This window comes from Streptomyces sp. NPDC048479 (assembly GCF_040651435.1).
GTDB lineage: Bacteria > Actinomycetota > Actinomycetes > Streptomycetales > Streptomycetaceae > Streptomyces.
The window spans coordinates 172,909-186,238 of the sequence record NZ_JBEZKA010000014.1; the positions used below are offsets into that span (position 1 = coordinate 172,909).

At 69.0% G+C, this 13,330-nt stretch carries 15 protein-coding genes; 5 read left to right on the forward strand and 10 right to left on the reverse strand.

Annotation, left to right across the window (positions count from 1 at the left end):
- Window positions 1–17: 17 nt before the first annotated feature.
- Window positions 18–632, reverse strand: a complete 615-nt coding sequence (locus AB0D12_RS22665; protein ID WP_362685667.1) for a flavin reductase family protein — start codon at window positions 630–632, stop codon at window positions 18–20.
- A gap of 145 nt (window positions 633–777) precedes the next feature.
- Between AB0D12_RS22665 and AB0D12_RS22670 the strand changes: the two genes are divergently transcribed.
- Window positions 778–1,236: a nuclear transport factor 2 family protein gene (locus tag AB0D12_RS22670; RefSeq protein WP_327322130.1), complete on the forward strand. Its 459-nt coding sequence runs from the start codon at window positions 778–780 to the stop codon at window positions 1,234–1,236.
- Between the two features lie 94 nt (window positions 1,237–1,330).
- A complete protein-coding gene (lnt, locus tag AB0D12_RS22675) occupies window positions 1,331–2,968 on the forward strand; it encodes an apolipoprotein N-acyltransferase (protein ID WP_362685669.1) in 1,638 nt (545 codons plus the stop codon).
- Here lnt and AB0D12_RS22680 read toward each other — a convergent pair.
- Both AB0D12_RS22680 and AB0D12_RS22685 read right to left on the reverse strand, forming a co-directional pair.
- Window positions 2,892–3,797, reverse strand: a complete 906-nt coding sequence (locus AB0D12_RS22680) for a Gfo/Idh/MocA family oxidoreductase (RefSeq protein WP_362685672.1) — start codon at window positions 3,795–3,797, stop codon at window positions 2,892–2,894. The genes lnt and AB0D12_RS22680 overlap by 77 nt on opposite strands.
- A complete protein-coding gene (locus AB0D12_RS22685; protein WP_362685675.1) occupies window positions 3,794–4,243 on the reverse strand; it encodes an FAD-dependent oxidoreductase in 450 nt (149 codons plus the stop codon). The genes AB0D12_RS22680 and AB0D12_RS22685 overlap by 4 nt, the downstream gene beginning before the upstream one ends.
- Before the next feature lie 114 nt (window positions 4,244–4,357).
- On the opposite strand from AB0D12_RS22685, the gene AB0D12_RS22690 reads away from it, so the two are divergent.
- Together AB0D12_RS22690 and AB0D12_RS22695 are read left to right on the forward strand one after the other, a co-directional pair.
- Window positions 4,358–4,951, forward strand: coding sequence for a TetR family transcriptional regulator (locus AB0D12_RS22690; RefSeq protein ID WP_362685678.1), 594 nt, complete (start codon window positions 4,358–4,360; stop codon window positions 4,949–4,951).
- Window positions 4,952–4,991: 40 nt separating this feature from the next.
- Window positions 4,992–5,501 carry a DinB family protein gene (locus AB0D12_RS22695; RefSeq protein WP_362685681.1) on the forward strand — a complete coding sequence of 170 codons (510 nt, stop codon included), beginning with the start codon at window positions 4,992–4,994 and terminating at the stop codon, window positions 5,499–5,501.
- Between the two features lie 551 nt (window positions 5,502–6,052).
- Here the strand turns inward: AB0D12_RS22695 and AB0D12_RS22700 are convergent.
- The 7 genes from AB0D12_RS22700 to AB0D12_RS22730 form a co-directional block, all read right to left on the reverse strand.
- Complete coding sequence (locus AB0D12_RS22700; RefSeq protein ID WP_362685684.1) at window positions 6,053–6,526, reverse strand: hypothetical protein; 474 nt, start codon at window positions 6,524–6,526, stop codon at window positions 6,053–6,055.
- Between the two features lie 149 nt (window positions 6,527–6,675).
- On the reverse strand, window positions 6,676–7,359 hold the full coding sequence (locus AB0D12_RS22705; RefSeq protein ID WP_362685687.1) for a uracil-DNA glycosylase: 684 nt from the start codon (window positions 7,357–7,359) through the stop codon (window positions 6,676–6,678).
- 68 nt (window positions 7,360–7,427) lie between these two features.
- Window positions 7,428–9,008, reverse strand: a complete 1,581-nt coding sequence (locus AB0D12_RS22710; protein ID WP_362685690.1) for an ABC transporter substrate-binding protein — start codon at window positions 9,006–9,008, stop codon at window positions 7,428–7,430.
- Between the two features lie 127 nt (window positions 9,009–9,135).
- Window positions 9,136–9,897 (reverse strand): SDR family oxidoreductase, encoded by a 762-nt coding sequence (locus AB0D12_RS22715; RefSeq protein WP_362685693.1) that lies wholly within the window; start codon window positions 9,895–9,897, stop codon window positions 9,136–9,138.
- Between the two features lie 17 nt (window positions 9,898–9,914).
- The gene (fabG, locus tag AB0D12_RS22720) at window positions 9,915–10,676 is read right to left on the reverse strand and encodes a 3-oxoacyl-ACP reductase FabG (RefSeq protein WP_362685696.1); all 762 of its coding nucleotides are present in this window, start codon (window positions 10,674–10,676) and stop codon (window positions 9,915–9,917) included.
- Window positions 10,677–10,863: 187 nt separating this feature from the next.
- Window positions 10,864–11,247: a DUF3037 domain-containing protein gene (locus AB0D12_RS22725; RefSeq protein WP_362685699.1), complete on the reverse strand. Its 384-nt coding sequence runs from the start codon at window positions 11,245–11,247 to the stop codon at window positions 10,864–10,866.
- On the reverse strand, window positions 11,244–12,095 hold the full coding sequence (locus AB0D12_RS22730) for a HipA family kinase (RefSeq protein WP_362685702.1): 852 nt from the start codon (window positions 12,093–12,095) through the stop codon (window positions 11,244–11,246). Before AB0D12_RS22730 ends, AB0D12_RS22725 begins: the two co-directional genes overlap by 4 nt.
- 558 nt (window positions 12,096–12,653) lie before the next feature.
- Between AB0D12_RS22730 and AB0D12_RS22735 the strand changes: the two genes are divergently transcribed.
- Window positions 12,654–13,310 (forward strand): isochorismatase family protein, encoded by a 657-nt coding sequence (locus tag AB0D12_RS22735; protein WP_362685705.1) that lies wholly within the window; start codon window positions 12,654–12,656, stop codon window positions 13,308–13,310.
- The last annotated feature ends 20 nt before the right edge of the window (window positions 13,311–13,330 follow it).

Sequence of the window (13,330 nt, forward strand, 5' to 3'; positions counted from 1 at the left end):
GGACGCGGTCGGCCCGGTCAGCGGGCCGCGTCCTCCTGCCACTGCTCGTAGGGGACACGGGCGATCTCGCGTACGCCGCCGAACGTGCCCCACTCGTTCTTGCCCAGCCGGGTGAGCGGCGCGAGCCTCGTCACCTCCGGGTGCCCGTGCGCCATGACCTCCTCGCTGATCGCCGCGTGCACCACCCGGCCGAAGACGACGGTCGAGTCGCCCAGCAGTACGGTGCTGTGCAGCTCGCACTCGAGCGCCACCGGTGAGGCCGCGACGCGCGGCGGCTTCACGCGCAGGCTCGCCTCCCGGGCGACGCCGACCGCGTCGAACTCGCTGATACCGCGCGGGAAGTCGGTGGCCGTCGCATTGATCTGCTCGAAGAGCGGTTCGGGCGCGAAGTTGACCACGAAGGCGCCGGTGTCCTCGATATTGCGCAGCGAGTCCTTACGGCCGACCGAGGTGAACTGCACAACCGGCGGCGATACACAGGAGATGGTGAAGAACGAGTGCGGGGCGAGGTTGTCCGTTCCCTCCGCGGACGTGGTGGAGACCCAGGCGATCGGCCTGGGGACGACGGTGGCGGTGAGCAGCCGGTAGAAGGTGTCGCGGTCGCACTGGGCGGGGTCGTAATCGATGCGCATGGGGGCAGTATGGCGGCCGACGGGCGGATCCGTGGGTCCGCGAGGCTCCGCCGAACTGACGGAGATCGACCGTTTGCTGACCAAGAGCGGGTGACTGGCGTGCACAGCCCTTGGCGTAAGGCCCGCGCTGCCCGAAACTGACCGGATGACGCAGCGCGTGGATCTCGCGACCGTGATGGACCGGCTGACCATCGATGAATTGATCACCAGTTACGCGGTGGCCGTGGACGATGCCGACTGGGGTGCCTACCGGGCTCTGTTCACGCACGAAGGGCGCGCGGACTACCGCAGCTCGGGCGGTATCGAGGGCCCGGCCGCCGAGGTCGCCGACTGGATGGCGGAGACAATGCGGCTCTTTCCCGTACGCCAGCACCTCATCGTCAACCGGCGGCTGCACATCCAGGACCTGGGCGGCTATCCGGGCGACCGTGCCGAGGTGCAGGCCGACTATGTGAACCCGATGCGGCTGGAGTCGGGCGACGACTTCGTCTCCGGCGGACGGTATGCCTTCAGCCTGCTGCGTACGGACGCAGGCTGGCGGCTGCGCACCGTGGTGATCCACGAGAAGTGGCGGCGAGCCGTCGGGGCACTCGCCGGAAGCTGACACCCCGGGGCGCACTGTCGGTGCCGGTCCCGCTCCCGCACACTGGAGGGGACACTGCCCGCGGGCCCTTCGAGGCAGGACGAGGAGGCGCGGCATGCGGATTCCGGGCGCCCGGCGGGAGCTGCGCGACGGGCGCGATCGGTGGGAGCGCTCACGGCAGAAGCTGTCGTCTCGCTGGTGGCGCGGCGCAGCCGCGGTGGCGGCCGGGGCACTGCCGGTGCTCGCCTTCCCGGAGCCGTCCCTGTGGTGGTTCGCGTATATCGCGCTGGTGCCGTGGATGCTCCTCGTCCGGTCCGCGCCCACAGCTCGCCGTGCGGCGGTCGACGGTTGGCTTGGCGGCATCGGTTTCATGATTGCCGTCCACCACTGGCTGGTGCCGAGTCTGCATGTGTTCATCGTGGTGCTGGCGGCGCTGCTCGGGCTGATGTGGGCGCCGTGGGGGTGGCTGGTGCGGTGGCTGCTCGGCGGGACGCCGTCGCCGGCCCGCGCAGCCGCTGCCCTCGCCGCTGTCCCCTCGGGCTGGCTCATGATCGAACTGGCCCGCTCCTGGGAGGGTTTGGGCGGCCCCTGGGGTCTGCTCGGAGCCAGTCAGTGGGAGGTAACTCCTGCTCTACGGCTCGCGTCGGTGGGTGGCGTGTGGCTGGTGAGCCTGTTGGTACTCGCGGTGAATACGGCGTTCACCGTGCTGGTGGCGGTACCGAAGGCCCGTACGGCGGCGGTGGGCGGATGCGTCGTCTGCGCGCTCACCACAACCGCGGTCTGGATGTGGGCCCCGCACCCTGAGCAGTCGGGCCGGGCCCGGATCGCGATCGTGCAGCCGGGGGTCGTCGACGGCATCGGCAGCGTCGACCGACGCTTCGCCCGCAGCGAGGAGCTCACCCGTCAACTGGCGGGCCAGGACGTCGATCTGGTGGTCTGGGGCGAGAGCAGTGTCGGCGCGGATCTGCGCGAACGCCCCGATCTAGCGGCACGGCTCGCCGTGCTCTCGCGCGCCGTCGGCGCCGACGTGCTGGTCAACGTGGACGCCCGGCGCGAGGACCCCTCGGGCCGGGCGGGAATCTTCAAGAGCTCTGTCCTCGTCGGTCCGCAGGGTCCGACGGGCGACCGCTACGACAAGATGCGGCTGGTGCCCTTCGGTGAGTACATACCGGCCCGTACGCTGCTGGGCTGGGCGACCTCGGTGGGCAAGGCCGCAGGCGAGGACCGCCTGCGGGGCAGCCGCCCGGTGGTGATGGTGCTGCCCGGCGACGGGGAGGGCGGACTGCGGCTCGGGCCGCTGGTCTGCTTCGAGTCGGCGTTCCCCGATATGAGCCGGCGGCTCACCCGGGACGGCGCGCAGCTGCTGATCGCGCAGTCGGCGACCTCGTCGTTCCAGGGGAGTTGGGCGCCGGAACAGCACGCCTCGCTGGCGGCGCTGCGGGCGGCGGAGAGCGGGCGTCCGATGGTCCATGCGACGCTCACCGGCGTCAGTGCGGTGTACGGTCCCGGCGGTGACCGGGTCGGCGGCCTCCTCGGTACGGACAGCAGCACCAGCGCCTTCTACGACGTCCCGCTGGCCCGCGGCACGACGCTGTATGTCAGGTTCGGCGACTGGCCGGTCTACGCAGCGCTCGCCGTCCTCGCGGCCGTGTGCGCCACCGAGGGTACGCGGGCCCTCAGGCGGCCTGCTCCAGGGCTTGCCGCACCACCCGTTCACACAGCTCATGAGTCCGCAACGCATCCTGCGCGGTGAGCAGTTTTCCGGCCCGTACGGCGTCGAGGAAGGAGACCACTGACTGTTCGATGCCGCGCTGCCTGGCGACGGGCACCCAGTCGCCGCGCCGCCGTACGCTCGGCTGACCCTTGTGGTCGACGATCTCCGCGAGGTTGCGGACCTCCCGCTTGCTGTCGTGTCCCGACACCTCGAGGATCTCCTCGGTGGAGCCGCTCTTACGGTTCATCGTCCCGATGGCGGTGAATCCGTCGCCGGAGAGCTGCAGCACGACATGGTGCATCAGTCCGTCGACGATCCGCGCCCTTACGTCGGTGTGGTCGACCGGTCCCGGGACCAGGAAGCGCAATGTGTCGACTACATGGATGAAGTCGTCGAGGACGAGGGTGCGCGGGTCCTCGGCGAGGCCGACACGGTTCTTCTGCATCAGGATCAGCTCGCGCGGGTGCTCCAGGCACTGGGCGTAGCCGGGCGCGAGACGGCGGTTGAAGCCGACGGCCAGGCTGGTGCCGCGCTCCTCGGCGAGGCCCACCAGTCGCTCGGAGTCGGCCAGTTCGTACGCGAGCGGTTTGTCGACGTACGTCGCCACTCCGGCCTCCAGGAGCCGGGTGACGATCTCGGCGTGGGTGGAGGTCGGAGCGTGCACGAAGGCGGCGTCCAGGTCCTCGGCGAGGAGGGAGCCGAGGTCCGTGTGGCACCGCTCGGCGGGGATGTGATGGGTCTCGGCGACCCGTGACAGGGTGGCCGGCGTGCGGGTCTGCAGATGCAGTTCCACCCCGGGCAGGGTGGTGAGCACCGGCAGATAGGCCTTCTGCGCGATGTCGCCGAGCCCGATGCAGCCGACCTTCACAGGGGCCTCCCTTGGCGCTGTGCCGATTGTGCTTCTGGTACGTCCTGTGCTCCGGCAGCATACGTGCGCTGCGGCGGCTGCCAGTCGGCGATGCCGTCGAAGGTCCGCAGGACGAGGCCGGGGCCGAACCGGGAGACCGCGGACATCAGGGTGTTGCGCACCGCGACGGCCGGAGTGCTGGTCAGGGACATCAGCCTGGCGATCTGCGCGGACTTGCGGACGACGGCGGCGGTGCGCGGCAGCCGCTCGGCCCTGTATGCGGCGAGGCCGGCGGCCAGGTCGCCGTCGGGCGCCGCGTGGTGGGCGAGGCCGATGCCGGCGCCGACCGGTTCAAGGGATGCGGCGCGCTCCAGGACGGTGACCTGCCAGCCGGACAGGCGCAGGGCCACGGCGGCGGTCAGTCCGCCGATTCCGCTTCCGATGACAACGGCTCGTGGTCCGGACATGACGCCTCCTCGATGCGTTGAAGCACTGCCGCACGTGATGCCTGATGCGGCAACTACATCTGTAGTGACACGCTCACCGTACTACAGCTGTAGTTGAAGCGGTAGGTTGAGCTCATGGCCGCACGCACCCCCACGAGCACCTCCCGTGCCGAACTGATCGCCGACGCCGCGCTGAGACTGCTCGCCGAGCGCGGGATGCGCGGGCTCACCCACCGGGCGGTGGACGAGGCCGCCGGGCTCCCGCAGGGCTCGACGTCCAACTACGCGCGCACCCGGCAGGCGCTCCTTGAAACCGCGGTACGGCGGCTGGCGGAGCGTGAGGCGGCCGTCCTGACCCCGGACGAGCTGCCCGTACCGGACGGCGGCATGGACGGCCTGGTCGACGCACTCGCGCTCGCGCTGCACCGCTATCTGACCCGCCATCGCGAACTGCTCGTCTCCCGCTACGAACTGGCCCTCGAGGCCACCCGCCGGCCGGAGCTGCGAGAGTTCTACGACGCGACCGGCAGCCAGTTCCGCGAGCCGCTCAAAGCGCTGATGGCCGCGGCAGGCTCCACCGAACCGGAGCGCCACGCACTGTCGTTGGCGGCCTGGTGCGAGGGGTTGATGTTCTCCTGCGCGGCGGGGTCGTACCACGCGGCCGTCCCGGAACCGGCGGAGCTGCGCACCGGATTCCGTGAGCAACTGCGGGGGATGCTCGGCGGATAAGCCGTGGCGACACCGCGTCGCGTGGTTCAGGATGATCGCCATGACGACACCTGAACGCACCGAACCGTCCACCACCGCGGGCGAGCGCGACATGTTGGAGGGCTGGCTCGAATACCACCGCGAGACCCTGGAAATGAAGTGCGCCGGCCTGAACGACGAGCAGCTGCGGCAGCTGTCCGTGCCGCCCTCCGAGATCTCGCTGCTCGGACTCGTACGGCACATGGCGGAGGTCGAGCGTGGCTGGTTCCGCAACATCCTGGCCGGGGAAGGCCTCGAGTACCTCTACTCCAACGACGACCGCGACGGCGACTTCCACGCCACGGAGCAGGACACCTATGCCGAGGCGTACGCGGCCTGGCAGGCCGAGATCGTACGGGCCCGTGAGCTCGCCGCCTCCCGGACGCTCGACGATGTGGGTACGGGCAAGCACCGCAGCGGAGAGACCTTCAACCTGCGGTGGATCATGACGCACATGATCGAGGAGTACGCGCGCCACAACGGCCACGCCGACCTCCTCCGCGAGCGGATCGACGGAGCGACCGGCGAATGACAGCGAATGACGCCGGCCGACGGCACACCACCGGCAACTGACCGGCGTCACCCGTGCGGGCCATTATGAGCCGGTACGCCGGTGAACGTGCCCCCGTGCACAGCAGAGTTGCGCGGGTGCACCGAACAAGAACCGCCGCAAAGGTCCTGGTAGGAGTGGCCGCCTGGGCCGTCACCGGCTGTGTTGCCGTCGAGCCGCCGCGCGCGCCCGCACCACCGCCTGCGCCGGCCGGCAGGCCTGCGCAGGTCGTGGAGCCGCAGATTGTGCAGGGCCCGGCCCGCGAGGTCCTTGAGCCCCCTTCTGCGGCCGGGTCGCTTCCGGCCGGGACCACCGCTCCCCCGTCGCCGCCCGCCATCGGACATGTGCCGCGCGTGCGGCCAAGGCCGTGGCCGCCGAAACCCCGGACCGTGAAGCCGCCCGCCCCGGCGCCTGTACCACCGGTCCTGCCGGCCGCCCGGCCCGACATCTGCGCCTTGGGCGAGGAGTACGGCCGGTTGCCGCCCGACGGCCAACAGGCCCGGATCTGCCGCGATATCTACGGGAATTGAGCCTCACTCGCCGCGCAGTCCGCGCTCCAGCCGGTCGATAGCGGCACGGACGCCGTTTTCGTATCCGTCGTCCCCCAGGGCATCCGTCGCCGCGCGCGCCCGGTCGAGATGGACCCGCGCGGCCTCGGGGCGCTGCAGTTTCACGTAGTCGGCCGCGAGATTGAGATGCAGCGAGGGAAAGAAGGCCCGCACCGCGAGCGCCTCCTGGTGCTGGGCCAGCCGCTCGTGGCTCAGACCCTCGGCCGCCGACAGCGCCCGCAGGTCCCAGGCGAGCTCGTCGCCGGGGTCGTCCTGGGTGTCCGCCATGTAGTGCGCGAGCGTGCAGCGGTGGAGTGGATCACCGGCCTCGCCGATCTCCGACCAGAGCGCGCCGAAGCGATTGCGCGCCTCCTCGCGGTCCCCGCCGTGCAGCAGCATGATCGCTTGCCCGATCCGGGTCATGACGGCGTCCCCCGACGCCTCCTGCTGCTCCATCACTGCGGCCTCCCACGTCCGTGCGGCGAATTGCGACCCGCGGCGTCAGCCGCTTGTGCTGACGCCACAGATCACGACGCTAGCCGCCGCCACTGACATTGCCGCACAGGCTCGGGCACCTGCCCGAGCCTGTCAGCCGGGTGCGCGAACGCTCAGCCGAGGTCCGGGATCCGCCAGTCGATGGGCTCGTGCCCCTGGGCCGCGACCGCCTCATTGATCTGTGTGAACGGACGGGAGCCGAAGAACTTCTTCGCGGACAGAGGCGAGGGGTGCGCACCCTTCACCACCACATGCCGCTCCTCGTCGATCAGCGGCAGCTTCTTCTGCGCGTAGTTGCCCCAGAGGACGAACACTGCCGGGTCGGGCCGGGAGGCAACGGCGCTGATCACCGCGTCCGTCACCTTCTCCCACCCCTTGCCCTTGTGGGAGTTGGCCTCACCGGCCCGCACCGTCAGCACCGCGTTGAGCAGCAGAACACCCTGCTCGGCCCACGGCATCAGATAGCCGTTGTCCGGGATGGGGTGGCCCAGCTCCTCCTTCATCTCCTTATAGATGTTCCGCAGGGAGGGCGGGGTCCTGACGCCCGGCCGCACGGAGAAGCAGAGGCCGTGCCCCTGCCCTTCTCCGTGGTACGGATCCTGGCCGAGAATCAGGACCTTGACGCGGTCGTACGGCGTCGCGTCGAGGGCGGCGAAGACCTCCTCGCGCGGCGGATAGACCGGCCCCTTGGCCCGCTCCTCCTCGACGAACTCGGTGAGCTCCTTGAAGTACGGCTTCTGCAGCTCTTCGCCGAGGACGCCGCGCCAGGACTCGGGCAGCATGTCGGTGTCGGTCACGTCAACAACCTCCGGAATGCGATCAGTTCTCGACCACAGAACCTACCGGGGGCCACTGACAACGGGGTCTACCAGCTGGCCTTGCGGTACAGCTGCCACATCTGCATGAATGTCTGCGGGTTGATCGCGAGTTCGCCGCCGCCGATCTCCTCGCTGGAGGCGACGTACATCTTGCCCTGCCACAGCGGCAGCAGCCGAACATCGTCGCCGAAGATCTCCTGCGCCCGCTCGAACTCCTTGGTCACCGCACCGCGGTCACTCTCGCGCCGGGACGCGGGCAGCAGCTGGTCGGTGATCTCGGGGCTCTGGTACGGAATACTGAGCGCGTTCTTCTCGCCGACGAACGGCGCAACAAAGTTGTCCGGGTCCGGGAAGTCGGGGAACCAGCCGCGTCCGAAGACGGGGTACTCGCCGGCCTTGTAGGCCTTCTGGAAGTCCTTCTCGGGCCTGCCCTCCACCGTGATCTTGAACAGACCGGAGGCGTCGAGCTGCCGCTTGAGCTCGGCGAACTCGGGCTTGGAGGCGGAGCCGTAACGGTCGGAGGAGTACCCGAACGTCAGCGGCACCGGCTTGGTGATGCCGGCGTCCTTGAGGATGGCCCTCGCCTTGTTCACATCCGGCTCGCCATAGCGGTCGAACAACTCGGTGGTGTGGCCGAAAATGCCCTTGGGGACCATGGAGTACAGCGGCTCGGCCGTGCCCTGGTAGACCTTGGCTACCAGCGCGTCGCGGTCGACGACCTGGGCGATCGCACGGCGTACGGCGAGCTTGCCCGCCATGGGGTCCTTGGAGTTGAAGACGAGGTAGCGGATGTCGGCGCCGACCGTCTCGACGAGCTGGAGGCGGTCGTACTCCGGCTGCTTCGACTGAAACTTGACGACCTCCGCCGCGGTCAGACCACGGTAGATCGCGTCGATCTCCTTCTTCTTGAGGGCTCCGACCATCACGTCGGAGTCCTGGAAGTAGCGGATGTCGACGGCGTCGTTCTTGAGCTTGGCGAACCCGTTGTACTCGGAGTTCTTGGTCAGCTCTGCCCGGTCGCCCTTCTTGTACGAACTCAGGACGTACGGCCCCGAACCGGTCAGCCCGCCGTCCTCGCGGAGCTTGTCCGCCGGGTACTCCTTGGGCGGGACGATGGACATGGCGGGCGTGGCCAGGATGAACGGGAACGTGGCGTCCGCCGTCTTGAGGCTGAACTTCACGATGCGGTCGCCGGCGGTCTCGACCTTGCCGAGAGAGCCGAGCAAACCGTTGGGGCCACCCTTCGCATCGATCTTCTGGATCCGCTCGATGGAATACTTGACCGCCGCTGCGTCGAGCTTGTCACCGTTGGAGAAGGCAAGGCCAGGCTTCAGCTCGCACTCGAAGACCTTGTTGCTGGGGTTGGTGAAGCGGCAGGATTGCGCGGCGTCGGGCTGCGGCGCTGCGCTGCCGGACGGGAAGCTGACCAGCGTCTGGAAGACATTGCTCAACAATTCCCATGAGCCGTCCCAGGCTGCGGCCGGATCGAGGGTGGTGGGCTCACTCATCGTACCGACCGTAATCTTCTGCTCGCGCTCGGTGCTCTCACCCGAAAACAGGCTGCATCCGGCCAGCAGAGATATGGACGCTAGGGCTGCAGTGGCCTGCAGACAGGTCCGGTAGAACACGTGCACGCTCCTCGTTCAGCCATGGGTCGGCCGACCATACCGCAGCACCCCGCCGGGTCAACCTGGTGGCCCGGCGGGGCACTTGGCTCAATCAGGAACAAACCGGCTCAGTGCGCCTCTGTGCGCGTCAGTGCACACCGGCATTCAGGAAGATACCTCCATCGACCACCAGTGTCTGCCCTGTAATCCAGTCCGACTGGTCGGAGGTGAGGAAGGCGGCCGCTCCGCCGATGTCCTCCGGCACTCCGAGCCGGCCCAGCGGGTAGGCCGCGGCCGCCTCCGCCTCACGGCCCTCGTAGAGCGCCTGGGCGAACTTGGTCTTGATCACTGCGGGTGCGATCGCGTTGACCCGTACGACCGGGGCGAACTCGTGCGCGAGCTGCAGGGTCAGATTGACCATGGCCGCCTTGCTCATGCCGTACGCGCCGATGAAAGGCGAGGCGGAGATGCCGGCGACCGAGGCGATGTTCACGATCGCACCGCCGTTCTCCTTCTGCCAGGCCTTCCAGGTCTGCTGCGCGAAGCCGAGCGCCGAGATCACATTGGTCTCGAAGACCTTGCGCGCCACATTCAGGTCGAGCTCGGCGATCGGGCCGAAGACCGGATTCGTGCCGGCGTTGTTGACCAGGAAGTCGACGCGGCCGAACGCCTCCATGGTGCGCTGGACGGCGGCCGCCTGGTGGGCCTCGTCATGGGCCTTGCCCGCGACGGCGATCACCCGGTCCGAGCCGAGCTGCTCCACGGCCTCCTTGAGCGCGTCCTCACCGCGGCCGGTGATGCACACCCGGTCGCCGCGGGCGACGAGCGCCTCCGCGATGCCGTAACCGATACCGCGGCTCGCGCCCGTGACCAGGGCGACCTTTCCGCTGTCCTGTACCTCTGCGGTCATGTTCGTCGTCTCCCGATTCAGTTGAGCGGTCCGCCGGCCACGTACATGACCTGGCCGGAGACAAAGCCGGCCTCCTCGTCCGTGAAGAAGGCGATGGCGTTGGCGATGTCCTCGGGCCATCCGACGCGCTGGACCGGGATCTGGGTGGCGGCGGCGGCCTGGAACTCCTCGAAGCCCATGCCGATGCGGGCGGCCGTCTGAGCCGTCATCTCGGTGACGATGAATCCGGGGGCGACGGCGTTGGCGGTGATGCCGAACTTGCCGAGCTCCTTGGCGAGGGTCTTGGTGAGGCCCTGCAGACCGGCCTTGACGGCGGAGTAGTTGGCCTGGCCGCGGTTGCCGAGCGCCGAGCTGGAGGAGAGCGAGACGATACGGCCGAATCCGGCGTCCACCATGTGCTTCTGACAGGCCTTGGCCATCAGGAACGCGCCCTTGAGATGCACGTTCATCACGATGTCCCAGTCGGACTCGCTCATCTTGAAGAGCAGGTTGTCGCGCAGCACCCCCGCATTGTTGACGAGGATCGTGGGCGCGCCGAGCTCGGCGGCGATGCGCGCCACGGCGGCCTCAACCTGGGCGCTGTCGGACACGTCGCAGCCGACCGCGAGGGCCTTGCCGCCCGCCGCGGTGATCTTCTCGACGGTGTCCTTGCAGGCCGCCTCGTCGAGGTCGAGCACGGCTACAGCGCGGCCTTCCGCCGCCAGCCGTACCGCGGTGGCGGCGCCAATGCCGCGCGCGCCCCCGGTCACGACGGCGACGCGCTGCTCGGTGGTGGACATGCTGGTTCTCCTCGCCCTGGAAACTCTGGAAACCCTCTGCCGTCGGCCCTCGATCGCTGAGCGACCGCTTAGTACCTTCAGCAGTCGAGACGCTAGAAGGCCTGGCACGCGGTGTCAACGGCACCGGGGACCAACGGCGCATGTCACATCCTGGCGAGCCGTCCCTCAGCACACCACTGGTGCACCGTCAGCGCACCAGCAGGTCGAGCAGCCGCTCCACCTCGGCCTGGGGATCGGCCGTGAGTCCAGTGTGGACCGGGCCCGGCTGTACGACGGTGGAGCGCGGTGCGATCAGCCACCGGAAGCGGCGTCCGGCATCGTCCCGCGCGGCCTGGCCCGCGTCCTCGCCGCCGCGGCAGACGCCCTCGACGGCATGCAGCGCGGCACGCACACCGGTGACATCGGCGCGGGGGTCCAGCGCCTTGAGTTTCTCCTCGTCCAGATGGGTACGGGCGGCCACGAAGGACTTGGCACGGCAGTAGACCACCACACCCGCGTTGAAGCATTCGCCGCGCTCGACGCGCGGCACCACGCGCAGCAGCGCGTACTCGAAGACATCGCGCTCACTCACTTGACGCCGCCCCGGTCCTGCTTGGTGGCGTGCGGCCACGGCGTGAGGTGATCGGTCAGCCAGCCCGGGGCCTGCGAGGGCCTGTCCTTGGTCGGAGCATCCAGGCTGATGCGCGTGTGGATCGTCGCGGCGCGCGGCAGCAGCGCCTCGACATAGGCACGGCGCACCTCATCGGTGGACTCGAAGCCCGGCTCGTCGACCAGCCACTCGTCGGGGACGTCGGCGGCGACCTCGGTCAGCAGCTCTTCGGTGACGAGCGGAGCGAGCTCGGCGGCGGCCGACGCGATATCGGGGCGGAAGGGAGCGAGGGCGTGGTCCGAGGCGTCGTAGGGCTTGGCGGCGGAGGCCTGGGCGCCCGGCCAGTTGTGATGCCAGATCATGGTGGCGCCGTGGTCGATGAGCCACAGGTCGCCGTGCCACACCAGCATGTTGGGATTGCGCCAGGAGCGGTCGACGTTGTTGATCAGCGCGTCGAACCAGACGACTCTGCCGGCCTCGGCCGCGTCCACCTCGTAGGCGAGCGGATCGAACCCGAGCGAACCGGGCAGGAAGTCCATCCCGAGGTTCAGCCCGCCGCTCGCCTTCAACAGCTCCTGCACCTCCTGGTCGGGCTCGCCGAGACCGATGACCGGGTCCAGCTGGATGCTGACCAGCTCGGGAACCCGCAGCCCGAGCCGACGGCCCAGCTGTCCGCAGATGACCTCGGCGACCAGCGTCTTGCGGCCCTGTCCCGCGCCGGTGAACTTCATGACGTAGGTGCCCAAATCGTCGGCCTCGACAATTCCAGGCAGTGATCCGCCCTCCCGTAGGGGTGTGACGTAGCGGGTCGCGGTGACTTCCATGAGCATTTTCCCAGGTTATCGGGTCCAGCGCCCGGTCTTCACGAGCAACGGTGCGGGCCGAAGCACACTCCTCCACCAGAACCTGGGATGAACAGGGGGGAGAATCCGGGGAGTTTCGGCTCCGAACCTCACTCTCCTGCTGCCCGGCGGACGTTCGACGGCCGGCACCCCCGGCAGCGCTCCCGAGGATCACGCAGCACAACTGACGCCCGGTGATTGACCGTCGCCGTCACCCGCACCACCGCCGTTACGAGGTGGCTTTTATCTGCAGCGTGCGCAGTCGTACATGTCCCGGACACCGTGCAGCAATCGCGGGCGAGACATGGTTACGGGGAGCGGTTGCGCGCGCCGGGTTACTGATGCGCGGCTTGACCGGGCAGCCGAGGCCGGCCCACGGATGCTTAGGTTAGGCTAAGCTAAGTGCCCGACGGAGTGGGTGGAGTCCTGCCTCGGCCGCCGCGCCCTGCCTACGCCAGGCCTCGATTCAGGGGTTCGCACGGCACCGAGGCGCCGCGCGCCCGTGGCCCGGACCAGGCGCACATGTCATCAGGGAGGAGATCGCCCATGGGCTTGCCGGTCATCGGCTCCTATCCCATGCCCGACCGCTCCGCGATCCCTCCGTCGTGCGTTCCCTGGACCATCGATCCGGCACGGGCCGCGCTGTTGGTCCATGACATGCAGAACCACTTCGTCCGGGCGTTTCCGGCGGGACGCTCCCCCGTGGTGGAGCTCGTCGACAACATCGCCGCCCTGCGCGAACTCGCGGGCACGCTCGGCATGCCGGTCGTCTTCAGCGCCGAACCGGCTGCTCAGCCTCCCGACCAACGCGGACTGCTGACCGACATCTGGGGTCCGGGAATCGGCCCGGAGCCCGACGCCGCCGCGATCGTCCCGGCGCTGACTCCCCGACCCGGCGAACATCTGCTGGCCAACGTGCGCCACAACGCCTTTCTCCGCAGCCATCTCGGCCGATTGCTGCGATCCACGGGCCGCGACCAGCTGATCGTCTGTGGTGTGTACGCGCATCTCGGCGTCCTGCTGACGGCAGCGGATGCCTTCATGAACGACATCCAGCCCTTCGTCGTCGCCGACGCGATGGCCGACTTCTCCGCCGAGGAACACGCCATGGCGCTGCGGTGGGCCTCGCGCAGTGGCGTGGTGTCCACCACCGACGGACTGCTGCGCGACCTCCTGATCGGCAGGGCGACACACGGCGCATGACGGTTCATCAGAATTCACGG

Coding starts and splice junctions, on each gene's coding strand:
- AB0D12_RS22665 (WP_362685667.1), bottom strand. CDS start 632: ATGCGCATCGATTACGACCCCGCCCAGTGCGACCGCGACACCTTCTAC.
- lnt (WP_362685669.1), top strand. CDS start 1,331: ATGCGGATTCCGGGCGCCCGGCGGGAGCTGCGCGACGGGCGCGATCGG.
- fabG (WP_362685696.1), bottom strand. CDS start 10,676: ATGTCCACCACCGAGCAGCGCGTCGCCGTCGTGACCGGGGGCGCGCGC.
- AB0D12_RS22735 (WP_362685705.1), top strand. CDS start 12,654: ATGGGCTTGCCGGTCATCGGCTCCTATCCCATGCCCGACCGCTCCGCG.
- AB0D12_RS22730 (WP_362685702.1), bottom strand. CDS start 12,095: ATGCTCATGGAAGTCACCGCGACCCGCTACGTCACACCCCTACGGGAG.
- AB0D12_RS22685 (WP_362685675.1), bottom strand. CDS start 4,243: ATGTCCGGACCACGAGCCGTTGTCATCGGAAGCGGAATCGGCGGACTG.
- AB0D12_RS22695 (WP_362685681.1), top strand. CDS start 4,992: ATGACGACACCTGAACGCACCGAACCGTCCACCACCGCGGGCGAGCGC.
- AB0D12_RS22715 (WP_362685693.1), bottom strand. CDS start 9,897: ATGACCGCAGAGGTACAGGACAGCGGAAAGGTCGCCCTGGTCACGGGC.
- AB0D12_RS22690 (WP_362685678.1), top strand. CDS start 4,358: ATGGCCGCACGCACCCCCACGAGCACCTCCCGTGCCGAACTGATCGCC.
- AB0D12_RS22670 (WP_327322130.1), top strand. CDS start 778: ATGACGCAGCGCGTGGATCTCGCGACCGTGATGGACCGGCTGACCATC.